Origin of the sequence: Mesorhizobium sp. M0189 (assembly GCF_040322135.1) — a bacterium.
In the GTDB taxonomy this organism is placed as follows: domain Bacteria; phylum Pseudomonadota; class Alphaproteobacteria; order Rhizobiales; family Rhizobiaceae; genus Mesorhizobium.
The window spans coordinates 77,291-100,650 of the sequence record NZ_JAMYSW010000013.1; the positions used below are offsets into that span (position 1 = coordinate 77,291).

General features: G+C 61.1%; 25 protein-coding genes and 1 pseudogene. 15 read left to right on the top strand and 11 right to left on the bottom strand.

The genetic code is table 11. The features are described from left to right. Window positions 1–28: 28 nt before the first annotated feature. On the top strand, window positions 29–1,417 hold the full coding sequence (gene sthA, locus NKJ09_RS22040; RefSeq protein ID WP_023717254.1) for a Si-specific NAD(P)(+) transhydrogenase: 1,389 nt from the start codon (window positions 29–31) through the stop codon (window positions 1,415–1,417). Window positions 1,418–1,426: 9 nt separating this feature from the next. Here the strand turns inward: sthA and NKJ09_RS22045 are convergent, their stop codons facing one another. Further along, a complete protein-coding gene (locus NKJ09_RS22045) occupies window positions 1,427–2,101 on the bottom strand; it encodes an alpha/beta hydrolase (RefSeq protein WP_352495298.1) in 675 nt (224 codons plus the stop codon). Window positions 2,102–2,304: 203 nt separating this feature from the next. On the opposite strand from NKJ09_RS22045, the gene NKJ09_RS22050 reads away from it, so the two are divergent. Continuing rightward, window positions 2,305–3,477, top strand: a complete 1,173-nt coding sequence (locus NKJ09_RS22050) for an OpgC family protein (RefSeq protein WP_023717256.1) — start codon at window positions 2,305–2,307, stop codon at window positions 3,475–3,477. A 22-nt stretch (window positions 3,478–3,499) separates the two neighbouring features. Here NKJ09_RS22050 and NKJ09_RS22055 read toward each other — a convergent pair whose 3' ends face one another. After that, on the bottom strand, window positions 3,500–4,582 hold the full coding sequence (locus tag NKJ09_RS22055) for a LacI family DNA-binding transcriptional regulator (RefSeq protein ID WP_023717257.1): 1,083 nt from the start codon (window positions 4,580–4,582) through the stop codon (window positions 3,500–3,502). 166 nt (window positions 4,583–4,748) lie between these two features. On the opposite strand from NKJ09_RS22055, the gene NKJ09_RS22060 reads away from it, so the two are divergent. Both NKJ09_RS22060 and NKJ09_RS22065 read left to right on the top strand, forming a co-directional pair. Continuing rightward, window positions 4,749–4,892 (top strand): hypothetical protein, encoded by a 144-nt coding sequence (locus NKJ09_RS22060; protein ID WP_023717258.1) that lies wholly within the window; start codon window positions 4,749–4,751, stop codon window positions 4,890–4,892. 63 nt (window positions 4,893–4,955) lie between these two features. Further along, complete coding sequence (locus NKJ09_RS22065; RefSeq protein WP_023717259.1) at window positions 4,956–5,099, top strand: hypothetical protein; 144 nt, start codon at window positions 4,956–4,958, stop codon at window positions 5,097–5,099. A gap of 69 nt (window positions 5,100–5,168) precedes the next feature. Here the strand turns inward: NKJ09_RS22065 and NKJ09_RS22070 are convergent, their stop codons facing one another. Both NKJ09_RS22070 and NKJ09_RS22075 read right to left on the bottom strand, forming a co-directional pair. Next, window positions 5,169–5,540: a DUF423 domain-containing protein gene (locus NKJ09_RS22070; RefSeq protein WP_023717260.1), complete on the bottom strand. Its 372-nt coding sequence runs from the start codon at window positions 5,538–5,540 to the stop codon at window positions 5,169–5,171. A 56-nt stretch (window positions 5,541–5,596) separates the two neighbouring features. Further along, on the bottom strand, window positions 5,597–6,856 hold the full coding sequence (locus NKJ09_RS22075; protein WP_352495299.1) for a multidrug efflux MFS transporter: 1,260 nt from the start codon (window positions 6,854–6,856) through the stop codon (window positions 5,597–5,599). A gap of 168 nt (window positions 6,857–7,024) precedes the next feature. Here NKJ09_RS22075 and NKJ09_RS22080 point away from each other — a divergent pair, with 168 nt between their 5' ends. Further along, window positions 7,025–7,687, top strand: coding sequence for a GntR family transcriptional regulator (locus NKJ09_RS22080; RefSeq protein WP_352495300.1), 663 nt, complete (start codon window positions 7,025–7,027; stop codon window positions 7,685–7,687). A 96-nt stretch (window positions 7,688–7,783) separates the two neighbouring features. Continuing rightward, window positions 7,784–8,059: a DUF982 domain-containing protein gene (locus tag NKJ09_RS22085; RefSeq protein WP_352495301.1), complete on the top strand. Its 276-nt coding sequence runs from the start codon at window positions 7,784–7,786 to the stop codon at window positions 8,057–8,059. A 34-nt stretch (window positions 8,060–8,093) separates the two neighbouring features. Here the strand turns inward: NKJ09_RS22085 and NKJ09_RS22090 are convergent, their stop codons facing one another. Then, the gene (locus NKJ09_RS22090) at window positions 8,094–8,252 is read right to left on the bottom strand and encodes a hypothetical protein (RefSeq protein ID WP_023717263.1); all 159 of its coding nucleotides are present in this window, start codon (window positions 8,250–8,252) and stop codon (window positions 8,094–8,096) included. A gap of 123 nt (window positions 8,253–8,375) precedes the next feature. Beyond that, a complete protein-coding gene (locus NKJ09_RS22095) occupies window positions 8,376–9,419 on the bottom strand; it encodes an aldo/keto reductase (protein WP_023717264.1) in 1,044 nt (347 codons plus the stop codon). 280 nt (window positions 9,420–9,699) lie between these two features. Between NKJ09_RS22095 and ppk2 the strand changes: the two are divergent. Next, a pseudogene (gene ppk2, locus NKJ09_RS22100) lies at window positions 9,700–10,619 on the top strand (polyphosphate kinase 2). Window positions 10,620–10,670: 51 nt separating this feature from the next. On the opposite strand, the gene NKJ09_RS22105 reads toward ppk2, so the two are convergent. The 3 genes from NKJ09_RS22105 to NKJ09_RS22115 form a co-directional block, all read right to left on the bottom strand. Next, window positions 10,671–11,318, bottom strand: coding sequence for a dihydrofolate reductase family protein (locus tag NKJ09_RS22105; RefSeq protein ID WP_023717266.1), 648 nt, complete (start codon window positions 11,316–11,318; stop codon window positions 10,671–10,673). Window positions 11,319–11,716: 398 nt separating this feature from the next. Next, complete coding sequence (gene hemB, locus NKJ09_RS22110) at window positions 11,717–12,748, bottom strand: porphobilinogen synthase (protein ID WP_023717267.1); 1,032 nt, start codon at window positions 12,746–12,748, stop codon at window positions 11,717–11,719. 87 nt (window positions 12,749–12,835) lie between these two features. Then, complete coding sequence (locus tag NKJ09_RS22115) at window positions 12,836–13,657, bottom strand: DUF2066 domain-containing protein (protein WP_352495302.1); 822 nt, start codon at window positions 13,655–13,657, stop codon at window positions 12,836–12,838. Between the two features lie 194 nt (window positions 13,658–13,851). On the opposite strand from NKJ09_RS22115, the gene NKJ09_RS22120 reads away from it, so the two are divergent. The 5 genes from NKJ09_RS22120 (at window position 13,852) to NKJ09_RS22140 (ending at window position 17,510) form a co-directional block, all read left to right on the top strand. After that, a complete protein-coding gene (locus NKJ09_RS22120) occupies window positions 13,852–14,895 on the top strand; it encodes an enoyl-CoA hydratase/isomerase family protein (RefSeq protein WP_352495303.1) in 1,044 nt (347 codons plus the stop codon). Beyond that, entirely contained in the window at window positions 14,892–15,314 is a 423-nt protein-coding gene (locus tag NKJ09_RS22125; protein WP_352495304.1) for a DUF6163 family protein, read from the top strand. Before NKJ09_RS22120 ends, NKJ09_RS22125 begins: the two co-directional genes overlap by 4 nt. A 203-nt stretch (window positions 15,315–15,517) precedes the next feature. Then, window positions 15,518–16,033, top strand: coding sequence for a transcriptional regulator LdtR (gene ldtR / locus NKJ09_RS22130; protein ID WP_023674486.1), 516 nt, complete (start codon window positions 15,518–15,520; stop codon window positions 16,031–16,033). 312 nt (window positions 16,034–16,345) lie between these two features. Next, on the top strand, window positions 16,346–16,918 hold the full coding sequence (locus NKJ09_RS22135) for a HEPN domain-containing protein (protein WP_352495305.1): 573 nt from the start codon (window positions 16,346–16,348) through the stop codon (window positions 16,916–16,918). Between the two features lies 1 nt (window position 16,919). Further along, window positions 16,920–17,510, top strand: a complete 591-nt coding sequence (locus tag NKJ09_RS22140; protein ID WP_352495306.1) for a hypothetical protein — start codon at window positions 16,920–16,922, stop codon at window positions 17,508–17,510. A gap of 102 nt (window positions 17,511–17,612) precedes the next feature. On the opposite strand, the gene NKJ09_RS22145 is transcribed toward NKJ09_RS22140, so the two are convergent. Both NKJ09_RS22145 and NKJ09_RS22150 read right to left on the bottom strand, forming a co-directional pair. After that, window positions 17,613–18,404, bottom strand: a complete 792-nt coding sequence (locus NKJ09_RS22145) for a hypothetical protein (RefSeq protein WP_352495307.1) — start codon at window positions 18,402–18,404, stop codon at window positions 17,613–17,615. A 96-nt stretch (window positions 18,405–18,500) separates the two neighbouring features. Further along, window positions 18,501–19,181, bottom strand: coding sequence for a hypothetical protein (locus tag NKJ09_RS22150; protein ID WP_352495308.1), 681 nt, complete (start codon window positions 19,179–19,181; stop codon window positions 18,501–18,503). Window positions 19,182–19,724: 543 nt separating this feature from the next. On the opposite strand from NKJ09_RS22150, the gene NKJ09_RS22155 reads away from it, so the two are divergent. The 3 genes from NKJ09_RS22155 (at window position 19,725) to NKJ09_RS22165 (ending at window position 23,241) form a co-directional block, all read left to right on the top strand. Continuing rightward, window positions 19,725–20,978: a L,D-transpeptidase family protein gene (locus NKJ09_RS22155; protein WP_023717271.1), complete on the top strand. Its 1,254-nt coding sequence runs from the start codon at window positions 19,725–19,727 to the stop codon at window positions 20,976–20,978. Between the two features lie 302 nt (window positions 20,979–21,280). Continuing rightward, the gene (gene glyA / locus NKJ09_RS22160) at window positions 21,281–22,594 is read left to right on the top strand and encodes a serine hydroxymethyltransferase (RefSeq protein WP_352495309.1); all 1,314 of its coding nucleotides are present in this window, start codon (window positions 21,281–21,283) and stop codon (window positions 22,592–22,594) included. A 68-nt stretch (window positions 22,595–22,662) separates the two neighbouring features. After that, on the top strand, window positions 22,663–23,241 hold the full coding sequence (locus tag NKJ09_RS22165) for an invasion associated locus B family protein (protein WP_352481232.1): 579 nt from the start codon (window positions 22,663–22,665) through the stop codon (window positions 23,239–23,241). Window positions 23,242–23,360 lie beyond the last annotated feature (119 nt).

Sequence of the window (23,360 nt, forward strand, 5' to 3'; positions counted from 1 at the left end):
AGGTGCCGAGCCGAGGGGACGGGGCGACATGGACTACGACATGCTGGTCATCGGCAGCGGCCCATCCGGGCGCCGCGCCGCGGTGCAGTCGGCCAAGCTCGGCAAGTCGGTGCTGGTGGTCGACAGGGGCCGGCGTCTCGGCGGCGTGTCGGTACACACTGGCACCATACCGTCGAAGACGTTGCGCGAGACGGTGCTCAACCTCTCCGGCTGGCGTGAGCGCGGCTTTTATGGACGCGGCTACCGGGTCAAGCAGGACATTTCGGTCGGCGATCTGGTCGAGCGCCTGCACAAGACGCTCGACCATGAGGTCGAGGTGCTGCAGCACCAGTTCATGCGCAACACGGTCAAGAGCGCTCGCGCCGCGGCAAAATTCCTCGGCCCCAATAAGGTCAGCCTGACCACCGACACCGGCGACTACAGCGAGGTTGGCTTCGCCCATGCACTGATCGCGGTCGGCACCCGGCCGCACCGGCCGCGCGACGTGCCGTTCGACAAAACACGGATTTTCGACAGCGACGAGATGCTGGAGCTCGACCGGCTGCCGCGCACGCTGACGGTGATCGGCGCCGGCGTCATCGGCGTCGAATATGCGACGATCTTTTCCGCGCTCGACGTTCCGGTGACGCTGGTCGAGCCGCGCAATACCATGTTGGATTTCGTCGACCGCGAGATCGTCGACGACTTCATCCATCAGATGCGCGACCGCGGCATGACCATCCGCTTGGGCAGCGCCGTCAAGGAGATCGCCTCCAAACCCGATTATGCCGAGGTGATGCTGGCAGACGGCCGCACCATACGTTCCGAGATGGTGCTTTATGCTGCCGGGCGTACCGGCAATGTCGGCAGCCTGGGCTTGGAAGCGGTCGGCATCGAGTCCGATTCCAGGGGCCGCATCAAGGTCGATCCGCAGACCTTCCAGACCAGCGCGCCCAACATCTATGCCGCCGGCGACGTCATCGGTTTTCCGAGCCTGGCCTCGACCTCGATGGAACAGGGCAGGGTGGCCGCCTGCCATGCGTTCGGCGTGCCCTTGCCGCCGCCGCCCGAAACCTTTCCCTACGGCATCTACGCCGTGCCGGAAATCTCCACCGTCGGCCAGTCGGAGGAGCAGGTGCGCGAGAGTGGTGCTGCCTACGAGGTCGGCGTGGCGCGGTTTCGCGAGACATCGCGCGGCCACATCATGGGCGTCAATACCGGCTTCCTGAAGCTTCTGTTCTCGATCGAAACACGCCGTCTGCTCGGCGCCCATATCGTCGGCGAGGGCGCGACCGAACTCATCCACATTGGCCAGGCGGTCATCAATCTCGGCGGCACCGTCGACTTCTTCGTCAACAACACCTTCAACTATCCGACGCTGGCCGAAGCCTACAAGATCGCCGGGCTGGACGCCTGGAACCGCATGGGGCGAGGATAGCTTCGAGGCTCATCGATCTGACGTTGCAACGGCGACCGCAGGATCCGCCAGCCATTGCCTGACGATCTCGGCGTCCGGATCGCCGATTTCATGGCCGGAGGCAATGGTTTGGGTCTCGACCTTGGCGCCATGCGAACTCAGCAGGGCGGCCAACACCGGCGCGAATGGCGCATAGGTCAGGTCGGCGGCGCCGGCGATGATCAACGCCCGCGCCTTCGACAGGTCGGCCGGCGGCACCTCGTCAAGCACCGGCATCGGACGCAGCAATGCGGCGCGCTCGATCAGGCCCGGATGCAGCAGCATGACGCTTGAGACCAGATTGGCGCCGTTCGAATAACCGACAAAGGTCGCGCGGCTGAGATCGAAGCGGTGGCGCTTCGCGATGCCGTCGACGAAGCCCGCGAATGCGTCCGCCTCCGCACGGATGCTCGCCTGTTCGAAACGCGTCGGGGTGATTCGCGTGAACCAGCGGAACCCGCCCTCCTGAGGGATGCGGCCACGGACCGCAACCAGCGCCGCATGCGGCGCGATTTGCCGACCAAGCGGCAGCAAGGTCGTCTCATCGACTCCCGATCCATGCTGCAGGAACAGCCAGTCACCGGGTAAATTGGCGGGTCGATGGAGCCGGTAGAAAAAGCCTGAATTTTCCTGCAAAATACCGTCTTCGAGGCTCTCCTCGGCCATAGTCACATCCTTTTGATTTCGCGTTACTTTCGTTAATTTGCCGGCTTCAAAACGAAATATTTTCAAGCTCCGCGAAAGTTGATTGAACCGGGCGCATTTCAGTCCGTTTCTTTGCCGATATAATCCCCGCGGGAGGGATCGAAGCAGTGTGCGCCGGGTGGTCGCATGCCGGCATGAACAACCAGCTTTAAGGCCTTTTATCGATGACCATGCCAGTTTCGCCGGAACGCGATACGCGTATTGACGTGTTCCGGGCTCTCGCCCTCCTGACCATATTCATCGACCATGTGCCGGGCACCGTTTTCGAAACCCTGACCTACAAGAATTTCGGGTTTTCGGATGCGGCCGAGGCCTTCGTGCTGATCTCCGGCATGTCCGTCGCTCTCGCCTACGGCACCAAATTCCAGCCGGGAAACCGGCTGATTGCAACGCTGAAAATGTGGCGCCGCGCCGGCGTGCTCTATGTCACCCACATCGTCACGACGATGGTGGTCATGGCTATCTTCTGCGCGGCGGCGGTGTTTGCGAAACGGCCGGACCTTCTGACGCTGATCAACATCGAGCCGCTCGTCAGAAACCCGCCACAAGTCCTGGTCGGCATCGTCACGCTCGGCCATCAGCTCGGTTACAACAACATACTGCCGGTCTATGCAGCGCTGCTGTTGATGGCGCCGGCCTTCCTGCTGTTCATCAGCTATCGGCCACTGGCGGCGCTTGCCGTGTCCGCAGCCCTTTGGCTGCTTGCCGGAATCTACCAGATCGCGCCACCGAACTACCCGGAGCCCGGGTTCTGGTTCCTCAATCCGCTGTCATGGCAATTGCTGTTCAATATCGGCATGGCCAGCGTGTTGCATGTGCGGCGCGGCGGCACCATCCCGGTCAATCGCTGGCTGGTCGGCGCCGCCGCCGCCTATGTGCTCACGGCGCTCGTCTGGGTGCACAGCCCGCTGTGGGGGCATGTGTCATGGCTCGACCTGCCGGTGGTGCTGACCGGTTTCGACAAGACATTCCTGTCGTTGCCGCGACTGCTGCACATCCTGGCGATGAGCTACCTGGTCGTCGCCTTGCCTTCCGTCTCGAACCTGTTCCGCACCGGTCGTGACAATCCGCTCGCCATATTGGGCAAACGCTCGCTGCCGGTTTTCATTGCCGGAACGGTGATTGCCATGGCGGCGCAAGTGATGAAGCTGATCAACCCGGGCGGCATTGCCTATGACAGTCTGCTGCTCGCCGCCGGCATCGCCATGCAGTTCGCGCTCGCCTTCTATCTGGAGTGGCTGTCCGCCATCGGCTGGTCCGGCAAGGGCAAGCCGGTCCGCAACGCGCCGCCTGGCCGTCCATCCTTTGGCATCGGTCCCATGGCGGCCAATAGATAAGATTTGGAGCCGATCTGCCCAGTCAGCCTGTACTTGGCGGCGGTCCGGACGATGCCCTGACGACAAGTTCGACGTCGAGCGTTTCTCGCCGCACTGTGCCATCGAAGTCGAGGATTCTTCGCGCTGCCCGGCGGCCGATCTCGGCGATCGGCTGGGCGATGGTGGTGAGCGGAGGCTCGCAAATTGCGGCTTCAGGCACGCCGTCGAAGCCGACGACGGAAACATCGCGGGGAACCGTGATACCCCGTGCGTTGAGCCATTCCAATGCCACCATTGCGATCCGGTCCGACATCGCCAGGATGGCGGTCGGCGGTTCCGCCGAGGCGAAGATGGTTTCGAGACCAGCCCTTGTGCTCGCCTTGTCGTTTTCGGTCTCGTAGACCGGCACCTTGGCGGTGTCGACACCAAATTGGGAAAGCTCTTCGAAATAGCCGAGGAGGCGGTCACGGGTCCCGGTATAGGCTGCCGTCCGGACCTGCTCGGGCGAGACAAGTCCGGTGCTGTCGTCGGCGAAGGCCAGCGACAACACGGCGAAGCGGCGATGTCCAAGTACCGCCAGATGGTGCGCCGCCAGCCGGCCGCCGGCAACATTGTCGATACTGATCGCCGAGACCGTGTCGTCCTGCGAGCCGAACTCGAGCGCGACGAAGGGGAGCTTTCGTTCGCGTGTCAGCTCGACGAGGCGCGGACCGCCCTCGATGCAGAACAGGATGAAGCCGTCGACCAGGGCGCTCTGGATGTTCCAGGCAAGTTTTTCCTCGTTGCCAGCTGACACCAGGGCAATTCCCGCGCCGGTGGCGTCGCATGCCTCCGAGATGCCGGCCATCATCACGCGAGCAAAGGGGTCGTCGAAGAAATAGGACAGCGGCTCGGTGGTGGCGACGCCGATCGCATTGACCTTGCCGGCACGCAGCAGGCGGCCCTTTGGATCGGGGCCGGCATAGCCCAGCGCCTCGGCCGCCGCCTTGACCCGCTCGCGGACTTCCTCGCGCACGATTTCGGGACGGCTGAAGACATTGGAGGCAGTGCCGTGTGATACGCCCGCGGCTTTGGCGATGTCGGCCAGCCGGATGGGCCTCCTGCTGCCTTCGGTGAGTGATGCCATTTGTTTGTCTCCGGGATTCCGGTCCAACAGTATCGCCGATTACCTAACACCTTCCTTGGATCGATTCAAATTTTTGCTTGACATTTATGGTGCGGCGCGTATTCTTTGAATCGATCCAAGAGCGTTTTTCGTTCTACCGATTGGATCGATACAAGAGGAGAGTGCCATGCACCCCGTCAATTATCTGTTCGAGGACATTTACCGGAACGACTGGAGCATCCGCTCGAGCGCGGAGGCCCGGAAGCGGCGCGACAGGACCGGTCCGTGGATTCGCGACCTGCGTTTCCTGAAGCGACGCGAGTGGAGCTGATTGGCAGCGCATTTTTTCGCCTGCTGATTGGATCGATTCAAATAAGCTAGAGGAGATTAAGCCATGCACCCGGTCAAGCATCTGTTCGAAGACATCTATCGCAATTATTGGGGCATCTCGCCGGCTACCGAACGGCCGGAGCGACGGCGTGTGGTCAAGACGACCAAGCGCGACGGGCAAGTCCGGCTCGAACGTCCGCGAGACTGAGCTGGCAAGACAGAGCTCGTGGATCGAGCGCGGCTGGTGAAAGAGCAGCGGCCGCCATTGGTTGTCGCATCAATGGCGGCGCGGGCGCACCAGCGCCGAGGCGGCCATCACCAGCCAGCCGCCGATCAGCAAGGTGCCGCCGATCGGCGCCGACATCGGGAACAGCCGCGAGCCGAGGAAGTCGCGAGCGAGGAGATCTCCCGAGAACAGCAGAAGCCCGACGAGGAGGATGAGGCTTCCGCTTCGCAGGATGGTATTGCCACCGAGCAGCCCGACGGCAAGCAAAACCGGCGCATGCATGAGCAGGAAGGACGCGGCCGTACCGACGAAAGCGCCGCCGAGATGCGCCGACGCCGCCGAAAGCGCCACGCCGGTTGCGCCGCATAGGCCGCCGGCAAAAATCAGAATGCGGCTGCCTGCCGCGTGTTCATCCGTGCTCATTTTCCAGGCCTCCGTAATTGCTGGCGACCGCCTGAGATAGCGCTGCGCGAACCGTGTCAGGATTTGCCGGCTTCCGCCAGCATGTCGCGTTCGCGGCGCGACTGGACCAGCCAGTTATAGGCCGCTCCGCCCGCCATCAGCACGGATGTGCCGAGAAACACCGCGCGCATGCCGAAATGGCCACCAACGAAGCCGCCGAGCAACGGTCCGGCGACCTGCCCGACATATTGCGCCGAGATCGACAAGCCCAGCACATTGCCGCCGACGCCGTCAGGCACATTGTGGCGGATGACGCTGGTGATGCAGGGCAAAAGACCGCCAAGCGCCACGCCCATCAGGAAACGCAGGCCGACGAGCTGCCAGCCTTGCGTGACGAAGGCCTGCGGGATCAGGAGCAGCGCCGAGACTGCGAGCGCGGCAACGATGACGTTCCAGTGGCCGATACGGTCGGCGAGCTTGCCGAGCCGCGACGCCGACAGGATGGCGCCGAGCGCTGCCGCCGACATGACGATGCCGGAGACCAGCGTGACCTGGCTCGGATCTTCGATGAGCTGCTGGACATAGACGGTGATGATCGGCTCGATCGACATGGTGGCGAAACTCAACAGCGTCCCGGTCGCCAGCATGGCGACGACGGGGCGCTTGTCGGGAATTTGCGACCAGCCGCCTTTCGCCTTTTCTTCTGACGCGGCCTTGGCGGCAACCGGGCGAGGGGCCTCCTTGATCAGCAAGGTGGTTGCCAGAAAGGCCAGGAAAATGACGCCGCCGGCGAGCAGGAATGTGGCGCGGATGCCAATCAGCGGCGGCAGCGCGCCGCCGAGCAGCGGGCCGACCAGGGCACCGGCCGTGATTCCGGCCGACAGCACGCCCAGCGCCCAGCCGGAGCGATCCTTCGGCGTCTGCATGGCAACCAGGATGGTCGAGCCCGAAGAATAGCCGCCGGCAAAGCCGATCAGCAGGCGCAAGAACACCAATTGCCAGACAGTCTGCACCATGCCGGTCAGCGACATGCACAGCGCCATGCCGAAACTGGCGCGCACCAGCATCAGTTTGCGGCCGTAGCGGTCGCCTAACCGCCCCCACAGGGGTGCGACCAGCGCGGCAGCAAGGAAAGTGGCGCCGTAGGCGATGCCCGACCACTGCACGATCGCCGCATGGCCCTCGGCGCCCAGCTGTTCGACGTAGAGCGGCAGGAACGGCAACAGCAGCGTCATCGCTGCGAGCGTGCTGAACGAGCCGGCAAAACACACGGCGAGATTGCGGCGCCAGTGGACGTTATGCGTGCCTTGCACGGCGAGGGTGGCGTCTTGCGGCATGTCAGAGACTGCTGTCGTTGGGTTGCTGCGGATACCATTTTGGGATACCAAACTGGTATCCGTCATGGACGCAAGGCTGGTCGCTGTCAATGCGGTCCCTGCAAAGTGATCGCCAGTAATGGCCGGTGAGCAGAGGGCCAATGAACCGGCTCCAACAACGGAACGCCAATGTCGCAGATGCAGAACGTCGAAAAGCAGCTTCGCGAGATGATCCTCGGGCTCGAGATCGGTCCCGGCGAGCGGCTGACGGAGCGCTGGGTCGAAAGCCGCTTCGGCGCCTCGCGCACGCCGGTCAGGGCGGCGTTACTGCGGCTCGAGACCGAAGGCCTGATCTGCCGCGACGGCCGCGGCTGGACGGTCTCGCCCATCAATCTTGCCGAGCTGGAGCAGATCGCCGTCTATCGCGAGGCGGTCGAGGTCGCGGCAGTCAGGCTGACTTGTGCCTTGCAGGACAGGGGTGCCGTCGAAATCATCGAGGCGATGCTCGATTCCTGCGACGACCAGACGCCGCGCGAGGAATGGCATCGTGTCGGCATGGATTTTCATATCGAGCTGGCGCGCCTGTCAGGCAACGAGTTCCTGTTCAGAGCGGTTCGTGATGCGATGACGCGCCTGTCGCGCGCCCGCTGGCTCGAGGTTCGCGACGAGGCAGCGCTTGGCCGTGCCTGGGCCGAACACCATGACATTCTGTCGGCGGTGCGGGCCGGCGATGCCGACGGGGCCGCCTGCGTGCTTTCATCTCATATCGACGGTAGCCGCGACCGGCTGGTCACGTCGTTGCGCAACGACCGGCGCGGCCTGCGCGCCAGGGGATTTGCCGTCGTCGCTTGAGTGAGGATCGGCGGCCATTGATCACGAAAAAGGCAGATGAGCGAAGAAAGCTACTTTCGGTCTCGCTTCGCAAATGCCGATGGCGTAAGAGCGGCGATGGAAAACAACCGATTTGACACACCCGTGACCGTCAAGGGCGCGGCGGGAAGCAATCAGCTCTTGCGTACGGCCCGCGAGGCTTCCGACTACCTCCTCAACAATTGGCCCGGCAAGCGCAGCCCCAAGCACCGCGAAGCGCTGCAAGCCTGTCATGATGCGCTGGCCGGCGACAAGCCGGCCATGAACGCAAGACGGGCCTTCATTGCCGCCGCCCGCGAAGTGAACGTCTTCGTCAGCGACAAGGCGCCGGCCGGAGGCATAGCGGGGACTTGATCGAGACCCGGGCCGCCTGACAGGCCTGCTATCATCACTCGGCCGTTTCGGTGTTGGTTTGGGACTCGCTTTCGCCCTCGGGCTTCGAGCGCTCCTTGGCCGCGACCTTGGCAGCCTGCTTTTCCGCCTTCTTGGCAGCCTTCTGCCGGTCGCGTTCCTTGCGTTCCTGACCGTAGTTCGGTGCTCGTGGCATATCGTTTCCTTTCATTGTGCTTGGCCTTTGCCTAGGAGCATTGGGCCACAAACACAACACCGCAAGGCACGATCGGCTCCATATCTCGTCGCAGTCCGGGGAGCCCCGCTTCAGGGCGTTTTTTCAGGCGCCGTCCCGGTCGAGGACGAGATCGGCGGGCCCGAACCGGTCCTTTGCCGTGAATTGCTGGTGCCAGTAGGGATAGAGCACGGGCGGCCTGCTGACCACGTCGAGGCGTGTGCGCTCCTCATCGCCGAGCACCAGGCTTGCAGCAGCGATATTGTCCTTGAAATGCGCTTCGGTTCGTCCGCCGATCACCAGCGAACTGACGGCGGGCCGGCCAAGCAACCAGGCAAGCGCCACCTGCGCTGCCGACACGCCGTGGTTCTTGCCGATATCGATCAGCACGTCGACGATCCGCCACAGCCGGTCCTCGTCGCGGATCGGCGGTTCCGACCAGCCGCTGAGCTGGCGGGCGGTCGGCTGGTCACGGTGATATTTGCCGGACAGCAATCCGCCGGCGAGCGGGCTCCAGACCAGCACGCCGAGCCCCTGGTCGACCGAGATCGGCAACAATTCATACTCGGCCTCGCGGGCTTCCAGAGTGTAGTGGATCTGCTGGGTGACGAAGCGCGGCTGGTGATGACGGTCACTGATACCGAGCCCCTTCATCACCTGCCAGCCGGAATAATTGGAACAGCCGACATAGCGGACCTTGCCCTGCGCGACCAGCGTGTCGAGCGCGGCGATGGTTTCCTCGAGCGGTGTCAGGCCATCCCACTCGTGCAGGAAATAGATGTCGATGACATCGGTCCTGAGGCGCTTCAGGCTCCTCTCGCATTCGCGGATCAGATGATAGCGCGACAGGCCTTCATCATTGGGGCCTTTGCCGATCCGCATGCGCGCCTTGGAGGCGATCAACACGTCGCCCTTGCGCTTGCCGCCGAGCGCCTCGCCGATGATCTCCTCTGACACCCCGTTCGAATAAACGTTGGCGGTGTCGATGACGTTGATGCCGGCATCGATGCAAAGGTCGATCATCCGGCGCGCCTCGTCGAGGTCGGTCTTGCCGACCGCCGAAAACGCGCCGCCGCCGCCGAACGTCATGGTGCCCATGGTCAGCGTCGAAACCTTCAGCCCGGAACGGCCGAGAGTGCGGTATTCCATGTCGTATCCTCATGATTTTATCGGGAAAGGGCGTTTCAAACGACAGCCCTGAATGAACCGGGCATTTGTAGGATAATTCGTTCCGCTTGTCGCCCGTGTTGCAGGGCAACATCGATCACATCTTACGGATTGGACGCGCAGCCAGCGCAACAGCGGCTGCAATAAAACCGTCATTGCTGGCCTATACTAACATCGGTTCAGCGCTTCGATTTCCGGCCGCCGGGCCGGGCGGCAGAGCGCCTGACAGCGGCCGACACGGCCTGTAAGCGGAGCAGCGCAAATGACCGAGATAAAACAGAATTCCCCGGCCAGGGACTGGCTGGAAGCGGAACTCGCCGACACGCTCGACGAAGATTATGAGCTGGAAATCTCTGAGCCGGCGCTGTCGATGGAGATCGCCAAGATCTATAAGAATGCGCATCCGCCATCGATCGACCGCCTGCAATATTTCGGGATCTAATCACGCTGCAATCCGAATTGATCAAGCTGCAGTCCTGGGTCGCCTATCACAAGAAGAAGCTCGTCGTGGTATTCGAGGGCCGCGACTCGGCGGGCAAGGGTGGCGTCATAAAGCGCATCACCCAGCGGCTCAATCCGCGCATCTGCCGCGTCGTAGCACTACCGGCGCCGACCGAGCGCGAGAAGTCGCAATGGTATTTCCAGCGCTACGTTCCGCATCTGCCGGCCGGCGGTGAGATCGTGCTGTTCGACCGCTCCTGGTACAACCGCTCCGGCGTCGAGCGGGTGATGGGCTTTGCCCAGCCGGATCAGGTCGAGGAGTTCTTTCGCGACGTGCCGGATTTCGAACGCATGCTCCTCCGCTCAGGCATTACGCTTGTCAAATACTGGTTTTCGATCACCGATGAGGAGCAGCAGATGCGCTTTTTGATGCGCATCCACGACCCGATGAAGCAATGGAAATTGTCGCCGATGGACCTCCAGTCGCGCGTGCGCTGGGAGCGGTACACCAAGGCCAAGGAAGAAACCTTCGCCCGCACCAACATCCCGGAAGCTCCCTGGTTCATCGTCGAGGGCAACGACAAGAAGCGGGCGCGGCTGAATTGCATCGACCATCTCCTCAAGCAAATGCCCTATGAGGAGGTGCCGCACGAGGAGATCACACTACCGGAGCGCGTCTTCAATCCCGAATACGAACGTCAGGTGCTGCCGCGCGAACTGTATGTGCCGGAGAAATACTGACTAAAGCAGCGAGGAGGGGCGCTGCCTCCGTGGGCAGCGCCCTGCAACAAGCTAGGCGCGCTCGATGATGACATGCGTGGCCTTCGGCGTCGCGACCTGCTCGCTGCAGCGGTAGCCGAGCTTGGGCATGTCGATGCCGGCAAAAAGGCTCTCGCCTGCGCCGAGCAGGACAGGTGAGATCGCCAGATGCATCTCGTCGATGAGCTTTTCCTTGAGATACTGCCGGATCGTAGAAACGCCACCGCCCAGCCGTACATCCTTGCCGTCAGCCGCTGCTTTCGCCTTCTCCAGCGCTGAGTGGATGCCGTCGGTCACGAAATAGAAGGTCGTGCCGCCCTCCATGACAATGGGATCCCGCTGATGGTGCGTCAGCACGAAGACCGGCACGTGGTATGGCGGATTGTCTCCCCACCAGCCTTTCCAGCTCTCGTCAGGCCACTCGCCGCGGATCGGCCCGAACATGTTGCGGCCGAGGATCCAGGCGCCGACATTCTCGAAGCTGCGCGCGGCGAACGCCTCGTCAGTGTCCGTGGTCCCGCCATCCTTGCCGAGAACCATCTTGCGGAAGGTGCGGGTGCCGAACATCCATTCGTGCAGGGCTTCCCCGCCAACACCCAGCGGGTTCTTCAGGTCTTGGTCGGGACCGGCGCCGAAGCCGTCGATCGACAAGGTGAAAGCGCTGACGCGAAGTTTGGACATGAGAGCCTCCTTGATAACCAATTGTGAGATGCAAGCAGTTATCGGGTAGCTTAACTGATTGCATTTTGCAAGCGGTTTTTTGAATCGCCGGGGCCAATCGCTTCCAAATCATGTTGGAATGACCAATCTCAATGTTGGCGCCGCCCCTCATCCGCCTGCCGGCACCTTCTCCCGTATAGTGACGGGGCGAAGGGGCTGGCCGCAACCTCGGCGATGTTTTTGCAACGCTGGAGATTGGCGAAATCTTTTGCGAACGCGTCTTTCTCCCCGTCACTATACGGGGAGAAATGCCCGGCAGGGCAATGAGGGGCAGCGCAAACCTGAAGCGATTGCCTGCGGTGGCCATGTCGCGCTTTGGACGAAGGAACGTTACTCGATGTGGGCGCTACGGAGGCGCATCACCCCTTCAGCATCTCAGCCACTTCCGGCGCGAAATAGGTCAGGATGCCGTCGCAGCCGGCGCGCTTGAAGGCCAGCAGCGATTCAAGCATCGCCTTTTCCCCGTCGATCCAGCCATTGGCGGCGGCGGCCTTGATCATCGAATATTCGCCCGACACTTGATAGGCGAAGGTCGGCATCTGCAACTCGTCCTTCAGCCGGCGGATGATGTCGAGATAGGGCAGGCCGGGCTTGACCATCAGCATGTCGGCGCCCTCGGCGAGATCCTGCTCGGCCTCGCGCACCGCTTCGTCGGAATTGGCGTGATCGATGTAATAGGTCTTCTTGTCGCCCTTGAGCAGGCCGGCGGTGCCGACCGCCTCGCGGTAGGGGCCGTAAAAGGCGGATGCGAACTTGGTCGCATAGGACATGATCGCTACATCCTGAAACCCATTGGCGTCCAGCGCATCGCGGATGGCACCGATCCGGCCGTCCATCATGTCCGAGGGGGCGATGATGTCGGCCCCTGCCGCCGCCTGGATGACGGCTGCTGCCGTCACCTGCTCCACCGTTTCATCATTGACGATAATGCCGTCGCGCAAGATGCCGTCATGGCCATGCGAGGTGAACGGGTCCAGCGCCGCGTCGGTGATGATGCCGATCTCCGGCACCGCGCGCTTGATGGCGCGGGTGGCGCGGTTGATGATGTTTTCCGGATCGAGGATGTGCGAACCGGTCTGATCGCGCAGGCCGAGCTCGACATTGGGGAAAGTGGCGATCGCCGGAATGCCAAGCTTAGCCGCGCGCTCAGCCTCCTTGACGGCGAGGTCGAGCGACAGGCGGAAGACGCCGGGCATGGCGGCGATCGGTTCGCGCACTTGTCTGCCGTCGACGACAAAGATCGGCCAGATCAGATCGTCGACCGAGAGCCGGTTCTCCTGGACAAGGCGGCGCGACCAATCGGCCTTGCGCATGCGCCGCAGCCGCCGGCTGCCGGTGATCTCGTCGACGCTGCGCGCGCCGGCAGGCTTTGCAGGGGTGAATTTGTTCATCGCCAAAACTCCGGATCGGGCGACTTTTACCACGAGCCTCCGCTGCTGACCAATGCGACACGATTGTGCCAGCGGTCCTGTCGGGCGCTATTCTGGTTGGCCATTGCCTGACAGGATCTGCGCAGCACCCCGCATGGCGACGCGGAATGCCTCGTCGAAGTTGACGCCGCGCACTTGCCACTTGTAGGTCTTGCCGGCCATGGCAAGCCGCCAATCGGCGATCCAGCCCAACTCCTTGTCGCTCCAGACTAGGCTGCCGGCCAAGAGCTCTTGGTTGCCGACAGTTCTCGCAAGCAATTCGGGTGAGAGCGCACGCACCTGTTCGAAAATCGCCCCGGTTTTTACCAGAGCGGCCTTGCTTGGAATGACGATCTTCATCGCCAACGGTCCGGCTGCCGATTGAAAGGACTCTGCCATATAGGGGCTTTCGTCTCCGTCGCTCGCCAAGACAAAATGCTGGCGTGCATCTTGCACAGCCAGCAGTACCGAGATGATTGGCCGCTCGCCGAGCCACGGCTTGCTGCCGAGCTCAGCAAGCACTTTATCGATCACCGGTGGCGTGTACTGGCAAGTGAGATCGTGCGGCCGGTCGTACGTGCCTTGATCATCATGGTTTGGAATACCTTCCATGCGATCGCGGTAGCGGAAGCTGCTGACGAAGCTGCCGGCCTTGTCGCGCAGTGCTGTCATCTGAGGTTTCGCCGGCAGGCGCTGGTCGCCGGATACCCGCACCAGCACTTTGTCGAGGCAGACCTTGAAGCCGGCCTGACGATGTTCTTCTCCCTGACCATTGACGATGGTTTGCGACTGGTAGAGTTCGGCGAGGCTTGTCGCCAAGGCTGGATGGCCAGCCAGGCAGGTGCCGATCAACCCGATTGCCATCAGCGCAGGGCGCGAAAATCGAATCATAGACGACGTCCCGTCGGTGCGCGTTGCAACGCGCCTGCCATGACTTTTTCGTCATTGCTGCCTCTAGCCATCGATTGTTAGCACCGGCGTCCGGTCCGGGCCAGAGGCTGCGCTGGCGTGCCCGCCATTGACGCGGCCATGCGCCACGCTTTAGCACTTCACTCCCGGCGGGGCGCGGGGAGGGTTCTCTGGCGATGGATTTTGGCGGAGGCGACGAGATTCGCTTCGAAAGATTGGGCAGGGCCGGCGTCGTCACGCTGACGCGGCCGCAGGCGCTCAATGCCGTAACCCACCGCATGGTCAAGGCGCTGGACAAGGCGCTGCGCAGCTGGGAGCGTGACGACGGCATTGATGTCGTTGTCGTCAAGGCCGAGGGCAGGGCGTTTTCGGCAGGCGGCGACATCCTTCATATCTATGAGGCCGGCCGGGCAGGAAAGCCTCCGGTCGATTTCTTCGCCGACGAATACCGGCTGAACGCCCGTATCGCCCGTTTCAAAAAACCCTATGTCGCGCTGATCGACGGCATCGTCATGGGCGGCGGCGTCGGCATCTCCTTCCATGGCTCGCAGCGGGTGCTGACCGAGAACGCCCAGTTCGCCATGCCCGAGGTCGGCATTGGCTTTTTCCCGGATGTCGGCGCCAGCCATCTGTTGCCGGATCTCGGCGGCAGCTTCGGCATGTATCTGGCGCTGACCGGCAACCGCATCCGCCATGGCGATGCTTTGTGGTCGGGCCTGGCCACGCATACGATCAGAGCGGAGGATCAAGCTGGCTTTCTCGACCGGCTGGCGGCAAGCGGCGACCCGGAATCGGTGCTGCGCGGCTGCTTCGTCCCGGCCAAACGCGAGACCGACATGCCGACGCTCGAAGCCATCGCCAGGCATTTCGCGCAGCCGTCGCTGGCCGATATCGTCGCCAGCCTGGAGCGGGCAGCCACTGCCGACGAGTTCGCGGCAAAGACGCTGGCCACCATCCGCACCCGGTCGCCGACCAGCCTGCATGTCGCCTGGCGCCAGATCAGCGTCGGGCAGACGTTGTCGATGGACGAGTGCATGAAAATGGAGTTCCGTATCCTCAACCGCATGCTTGCCGGGCACGACTTCTATGAAGGCATCCGCGCTGCCATCATCGACAAGGGCTCGACGCCGCAATGGCGGCCGGCAGGCATCGATAACGTCAGCGCCGTGGACGTCGAAGCCTATTTCGCACCGCTCGGCGAACGGGAACTGAAGCTGTGAGCGACGTCGCCTCGAGACGCGTGGTGCTGCAGCCCTCGACGGTCGAGGTCATCTTCGCCTGGTTCCAGCGCGTCATCGCCGGCTACTGCCTGCTGTTCGGCATCTTGTACTGGATCCGGCTGATCGGCTTTTACCCCGGCCCGTTGTGGCGCTTCGACCTGATGCCGGTGCACTGGCAGGTGGCGGCGGTGGTGCTGGCGGTGTTTTTTCCATTCGCCGCCGCCGGCCTGTGGATGCTGGCGTCCTGGGGGCCGGTGATCTGGTTCATCTGCGCGGTGACCGAGACGGTCATGTATGCCGGCTTCCCCGAGCTGTTCGGCCACCGGCTGCTGATCGTCGCCTCGCATCTTGCGGTGGCGCTGCTCTACATCGTATTCCGCGTGGTGATCTGGATCCAGAAGCGGCAGGCCCGGCGATAGCAATTCCGGTCAAGGATCGGTGGCTAAATCTTTAGGTTAATTATCCTTGCTCGGGTGACCGTCCGTTAAGCCTCTTTCGAAACCCCTTACCGGTAAGCTCTTGTTAGCCTTGGCGTTTAAGTCGAATTTTATGAGTATTCGATAGTGTCGCGATCAAGGTGAAGAACAAAAAATCACCGGGCGACAAACGAGAGGCAAAGACAATGATCAATTCGCGTCCGGCGGCGAAGACCGCCAACGTATCCGATGACCGCCGCGAGGCGATCCGTTCGCTGTACATGGAATCGCTGCAGCTGGTCGAGCGGCTGCACCGCCGTCTGCTTGACGTGATCAAGGACGAATTCGACCGCAACGGCCGCTCCGACATCAACGCCATCCAGGCACTGCTCCTGTTCAACATCGGAAATTCGGAGTTGACGGCCGGCGAGCTGCGCTCGCGCGGCTATTATCTCGGCTCGAATGTCTCCTACAATCTGAAGAAGCTGGTCGATCTCGGCTTCATCAACCACCAGCGCTCGCGCATCGACCGCCGTTCGGTGCGGGTTTCGCTGACGCCGAAGGGCAATGAGGTGGCGGAAGTCGTCGCCGGCTTATACGAGCGCCATGTCGGCTCGATCGAGCAGGTCGGCGGCATCAACACCGAAGAGTTCAAGCAGATGAATCGCGCCCTGCAGCGGCTGGATCGGTTCTGGAACGATACGATCGCTTACCGGATGTAAGGCATATTCGCCACATGACGGGGAACCGCGCCGCAGAAGCGCGGTCGGAGCAAGCCAGTCGAGGACCGGTGCCAAGGGGCGCCGGTCCTTTTCTCTTGCTTCCGCTTACTGAAACCATGCTACGCTGGCGATCTTTGCCCTGCTCTCGCTGTTGGGCGGAAGGTAAACTGCTCGGGCGAGACGAGATATTGGTCTTTGTCTCACCCGACAGCTAAATCATGCGTTCTGCAGTCTCGCCATGGGGCTTTACTGACGCGGTAACCTGCGGACTACCTTTCGAAAGATATGATCTTGGTTCATAGGAAGGCCACTATGCTCAATTTCGAAGAAATCCTGACACGCACCTGGTTTGAAGTGCCGGAGGAATATAGGAAGTTTGCGCACAGGGAATCGCCGCCATTTCAAATCGACTGGGATTACTACGCGTACTGCTATGCTGAGACCTTCGAAGCCATATCGAAGCTCGCCCTTAGCGATAAGCAGGATTTGCGCCGATACGCAATCCCGCTGTTCTATCTCGGGCGCCACAGCATGGAGTTGGCGCTAAAAGCGGCCATCGTTGAGTTTGCGGAATATACGCAGATTCCGGCCCAGACTGCGGGGCACAATCTGCTCGAACTCTTCGACACCTTCGTTGAGCAGTGGGAAGCCACGGACTTTCCGAATGACAACGGGCAGGGCTGGGAATCTGGATGTCGCGAAATCATCAGGCACGTCCAGGGCATTGATCCGAAGAACGACCGCTTCCGATATCCGACCGATCTGAAGGGCAACGAATTCGAATACACGCGTGTGGAGTTGGAAGGCCTGGTGGGCGCCCATAAGAACATCACCGACTTCTGCCGGATATCGGTCGGAATGCTCAACGAGATGCTGGAGGCATGAGATGGGCGTTTATGACGACATCGTAGACTTCCTGTCGGATGAATTGCCGTATTCAGCCAAGACGTTCCTCGCCAGGCGCCGTAACCCATCTGATTCAACCGAGACCTGGAATTACTTCAGCTACAGCTACGAGAACGGCTTCGTCGCCTTGGTGGAGGCCATTTATGGCAAAGTGGAGGGGCACGAACACTTGCTCCCGCCCTTGTACATGCTGGGGCGGCAGTCGATGGAGCTCTCCCTGAAGGCCGCTATCGCCGAGTTTCCTCCGTACACGAAAATCCCACCCCTTCTTGACGGCCACAATTTGCCGAAGCTGTTCGAACATCTTTGCCAGCAAATCAGGGCAATGGACTATTTCAACGACAGTGAGTGGACTTGGAAAGTCCGCGAATTAGTCGAGCATATCCACCAGTTCGATCCCAAAGGAGACCGTTTTCGATATCCGCAGGGCCTTGATGGCATGAAGTACCGGCATGTCGATATTACCTTTACCGAATTAGTGAAGGCACATGGCTTAATAACGGTTTTCGCCGACGCTTCGGCTGACGAGCTTCATTTGGAAAAAGGCATACCGTTAGAGCAGCGTCCATAAAACTACTTTACGGTATGGCAACTACCGCCGTTTCGCCAGCATCACCAATGCCGACTGTGCAAGCGGCGGCGTCATCTTTGGACCCGTGAAGTATGGGATTGATCACCTGGCGCCGAAATACGAGGCCGCTGCCTGCACGATGCCCACCGCGATAACGATCGCCGTCACGGTAATCATCCTGCGCTGCTGGGTGATATTGTCCCGATGACGGCGCTCTTCAAGTTCGTAGGTCGCAAGCGTTGAGAGCCCTTTGGGCTGGAGCTTGTATTGGTTGTGCTGCTGCGCCTTTAGGTCGCCTGAATCGGCCAACGATTCCAATATGAGCTTGTAATAAGCCCGCGTACTTTGCTCGTCGGGGTGGCGAAACGAACGCCGGGTATACAGTATCTCCAGCAGCGCGATTTCGCTGATATGGAAGCCATGCTGCTTGATGGTTTCGGTTTGGAACAATTGCAAAACTTCGACGCGGTCTTTGCGGGCGAGTGTGAGCCGGTTGAATCGTTTCTGAGCAACCTTTTCCCGCCATGCGAAAAACGCCGAATGATTGACTATGCAGTTCAATATGAAGCGGCTCGGCCATGTCGTGACCAACTGGTGGCCGTGGTAGTAGTGGGTGACTTCGAAATGAAAATGCTGGAGCTGGACCGTCGGAACAACGCTTGGGTAACCTTCAGCATGGCCTACGTTAAAATACAGGTCTTCGGCGCCCTGTGGGATTAGCTTGTGCACCAAGAATTTCTTGCCGTCGGCCTTGTTGATGAGTCGGACGATGAACGCGTCGTTGTTGAGCGCTTCGGGAAGGGACGTATAAATTGAACCGGAAACGGGTCGCCAGTGAGCAAGGCGTAACGCCAGCATATAGATAGAGCGCTGCAACCAATCGGTTCCAAGCATCGTAAGCCTCCCAAGCCCAACTTCACCCCCGACAGCGTCGGGACAATTGCTTTGGGCTCCTACACAGGAGCCTTTCCATATGTGGCATCTAGTCCGTCAGCCAGTTGGCGGGAGTCCAAGGATTCCCGTGATCACTCCGACATAGAAGCCGATAATGGTCTGGATCATACTGGCCGAAAACTTGATCTTCTCGGGGTCTCCGGTAAAGAGATAGAGGCCAACGAATAAGAGCAGGAACAGCGTAATCGTGGCAACCATAAAAACCATTACCGCTGGCCGATAGACCTCTGGATTCGTAAAGTCGGAGGCTACCGGCGCCGCGTTGGCCGAATTCACAAAGCTGGGACCACGGACATCATTCAACATGCCGCCGGGTATGTTTGTGAGGGCTTTGAGCGCGGCGTCGGTTGATTGCCGCATCTCAGCCAAGGGGCCGTTCGCATCAACGTCGGGGTATTTTTCCAAAATCTTAGAAAGCGTTTGAATGTTCCTATCCGCCGTCTGGATGGCCATACTCATGGCGACGAAGTCAGCGACAGGCACCGACACATTGTGACTTGCCGTTCTTTGATAGAAAAACCCAGCGATTGCTCCGACAGCAACGCTTAGCAGGACCGCCGCCAGTGCGCTCGAAAGAAAGATGCGGTATGAGGCGTATATCCGCTCCATTGCAGAGAGTTTTGCCAGCTCTTCAGGTGATTTGTCTGTCAATTGCCCCTCCTGCCCATCTTTTTTGTTGATACCACCCTTCTTGCCCACAGTGGTCAGTGTCAACATTAGCAAGCGGATTTTCTTGTCACCCGTTCAGTATCGCGTCATGCTTCCTGTAATGGGAAGTAACAGGGCGCTATCAGGAACGAGCAGGGCGTGCCTCCTATCGAGCACCAGTTTAAACTGGACAATCCGGCGATCCCGCTGGGCGCCCCGTTAGCTACAGCAACGATAGGCGGGACGAGGCCAAGTCTTTGTCGCTCGCCGACGTGCTCCTCAGCCTCGCCCGCAAGCCGCTCCTAATCGTCTACATCGCCGACGGCGGTCGTGCACAGGCCGGTGCCGAAAAGCACCGGTCTTTCCGTTTCGTCAGGCCGGCCGATCCAAATTCGAGCAACAGCCACGTTGCCGCCATATTCCAGTGGAACCGAAGATGCGGGTGATGCTGGGGCCAAAGCCGTGCATTTGTCCTGTGCCCAAGTCACTTCCCATGTGTTTTTACACCGAAGTGATGCGGGCCATGGTTGGCTAATTGTTAAGAAGCCAACTCTAGAGTTGGGGCGAGACCGCCCGGTGAGTTGAATTGTAGCAAGAATGTCTGGAACGTCCATGAGAACCAGCCGCCGTTTCTTCCTTTCAGGGGCCTCCGCGCTCGCAGCCGCTATGGTCGCCGGCCGCGCCAGTGCGCAGGATGTGATCGGGGATATCCTGAAATCCTCGGCCCGCGGCAATTGGGACGACCAGTTCGACGCCCGCCCCAGCCAGGGCGGCAAAGTGGCCTCTACGCTGCCGATCTTCAGCCTGCAGACCGTTTCGTTTACCGAGCAGGCGGTCGCGCAATACCAGAACATCGTCGCTCAGGGCGGTTGGGAGCCGGTTCCCGACACCAAGAAATTGCAGCTCGGCGTCGATGATCCCGACGTGGTCCCGCTGCGCAAGCGTCTGATGATTGCCGGCGATCTGGCGCAGAGCGCCGGCATTTCGACAGCTTTCGATTCCTATGTCGACTCCGCGGTCAAGCGCTTCCAGGCGCGCCATGGCCTGCCTGCCGACGGGACGCTGGGCCAATATTCTTATGCCGCGATGAATGTTTCGGCGCCAATTCGGCTCGGCCAGTTGCAGACCAATCTGCAGCGGCTGCGCGAGCGCGCGGGCACGCTGGGCAACCGTTACGTGCTGGTCGACATTCCAGGCGCCCAGATCGAAGCCGTTGAGAACGATCGCGTCGTGCTGCGCCATACCGCAATCGTCGGCAAGATCGACCGGCAGACGCCGATCGTCAATTCCAAGATCAACGAGATCATCGTCAATCCCTACTGGAACGCGCCGGTCTCGATCGTGCGCAAGGACATCATTCCGCTGATGCGGAAGGACCCCAACTATCTCAAGGACAGCCACATCCGTCTGTTCGCGCCGGATGGCAGCGAGGTTGATCCGCTGACCGTTGACTGGTCGACCGACGACGCCGAGAAGTACCGCTTCCGCCAGGATCCGGGTGCTGGCAACGCGATGGCCTCGGTCAAGATCAATTTCCCCAGCCCGGACGGCGTCTACATGCACGACACGCCGCAGCAGAGCCTGTTCGGCAAGATGATGCGCTTCGATTCATCGGGCTGCGTGCGCGTCCAGAATGTGCGCGATCTCGTCACCTGGATTCTTCGCGATACGCCGGGTTGGAACCGTCAGCACTTCGAGGCAGCGATCAAGAGTGGCGAGAACGTCCCGGTGCAGGTCACCAATCCGGTGGCGGTCTATTTTCTCTACATCTCGGCCTGGTCGACGGGGCCGGGCGTGGTGCAGTTCCGCGACGACATTTACGGCCTCGACGGGGCCAACGAGCTGCAGATCACATCCGCGCTCTAAACAGCTGAGTTCATTTGCAAAAGGCCGCCGGAAGGGCGGCCTTTTTTATTGTCGCCGTCGCGCTCTGAGCTTTGCGCATGATTCCGAAAATCGGTTCGCCACGGACCATATGCAAACCACGCGGCGCTGTTCACCGAGATCACGCTCACCGAGGCCCTGCTGAAGGGTCGGCAGGCAAGGAAATAGAGGCCGCCAGTCTCTCTGGCGCAATCCGGCCAGCAAATTTCGCGCAGCAAACGTGGCGGGCCGAAAGCAACTGTGTTAATGGCGCGACAGACCCCGAACCTTGAGGATTTCAGCCCATGGCAACAGCAGCGGCAGTGTCGAACAAATTCGAATCCTTCTTCGAAACCACGCTTGCCGATGCCGACCCCGAGATTTTCGGCGCCATCCGCAACGAACTCGGCCGCCAGCGCCATGAGATCGAGCTGATTGCCTCGGAAAACATCGTCTCGCGCGCCGTGCTCGAGGCGCAAGGGTCGATCATGACCAACAAATATGCCGAGGGCTATCCGGGCAAGCGCTACTATGGCGGCTGCCAATTCGTCGATGTCGCCGAGGAACTGGCCATCGAACGCGCGAAAAAGCTGTTCGGCTGCAACTTCGCCAACGTCCAGCCGAATTCCGGCAGCCAGATGAACCAGGCGGTGTTCCTGGCGTTGCTGCAGCCCGGCGACACCTTCATGGGCCTCGACCTCAATTCCGGCGGCCACCTGACGCATGGCTCGCCTGTCAATATGAGCGGCAAATGGTTCAAGGTTGTCTCCTATGGCGTGCGCAGGGAAGATCATCTGCTCGACATGGATGCGATCGAGAAGACCGCCCATGAGACCAAGCCGAAATTGATCCTGGCCGGCGGCACCGCCTATTCACGCGTCTGGGACTGGGAGCGTTTTCGCGAGATCGCCGACTCGATCGGTGCCTATCTGATGGTCGACATGGCCCACATCGCCGGCCTGGTCGCCGGCGGCATGCATCCGTCTCCGCTGCCGCACGCCCACGTGGTCACCACCACGACGCACAAATCGCTGCGCGGCCCGCGCGGCGGCATGATCCTTTGCAATGACGAGGACATTGCCAAGAAGATGAACTCGGCCGTCTTCCCCGGCCTGCAGGGCGGACCGCTGATGCATGTCATCGCCGCCAAGGCGGTGGCTCTGGGCGAAGCGCTGAAGCCGAGCTTCAAGATCTACGCGGAGAGCGTCGTTGCCAATGCCAAGGCGCTGGCCTCCAGCCTGCAGGAAACCGGTCTCGACATCGTCTCCGGCGGTACCGACAACCATCTGATGCTGGTCGATCTGCGTCCCAAGAACGCCACCGGCAAGCGCGCCGAAGCTGCCCTTGGCCGCGCTAACATCACCTGCAACAAGAACGGCATCCCCTTCGATCCGGAAAAGCCCTTCGTGACCTCGGGCGTTCGGCTCGGCACGCCGGCCGGCACCACGCGCGGCTTCGGCCAGGCCGAGTTCCGTGAGATCGGCAAGCTGATCACCGAAGTGCTGGATGGACTGAAGGTCGCCAATTCCGATGAGGGCAATGCGGCCGTCGAGACAGCCGTGAAGGCCAAGGTGGCGGCATTGACGGATCGTTTTCCGCTTTATCCGTATCTTGGTTGACCGACGCTAGTGACCTCCATGTGCGGGACAATCCCGGTGCGACAGCAAGGCACCTGCGGAGAAGCTCAATGATGCCAACTTTCCGTTTCGCCGGCTTTGGTGCCTTGCTGGCATCGGCTATCTTGCAGCTGTCCGGCCTCGCCTTGGCACAGACCGAGCCGACCCCGGCAGCACCCAAGACAGAGACCTTCGGCAGGTGGTCCACCACGGTGGACGAGGTCAACACCGGTGAGGATGTGCGCAAGACCTGCGCCGCCTCGACGGTCTTTTTCGACGCAAACGGCACCAGCGGCACCCTTACGCTAGCCATCTCGAATGGCGACGTACTGCCGCCCGAGGGCTATCCGAGCCTCATCATCGCCGTGAGAAACGGTGACTTGCCTAAGGGCGACAACATCCCGGCGGTGTTCCGCGACGTCAACGACAAGATCAAGGCTGGTTTTCATCTTATCGCCGACGGCCAGTGGATAGTGAACAACAAGCCCGAGACAACCCTCGCCATACTGCGTGCCATGCGCCGTACCAGCGCCCTCGATGTCAGCTTCGCCGACAAGCCGGTCGCGACCATATCGATGGACGGCTTCACCAAGGCCTATCGCTATCTCGGCACGTCCTGCGGCTTCCCGACCGGCGACGTCGCTCCCTGATTGGCGGATTGCCGTCCAACTGATTGCCGCTCTCGCAATTTTCCTCGTGCCTCGCTATCTCTGAGACGCGATCGGTCATCGGCCATACTTTGCCATCGTGGCAAAAACCTCTAAGCCTT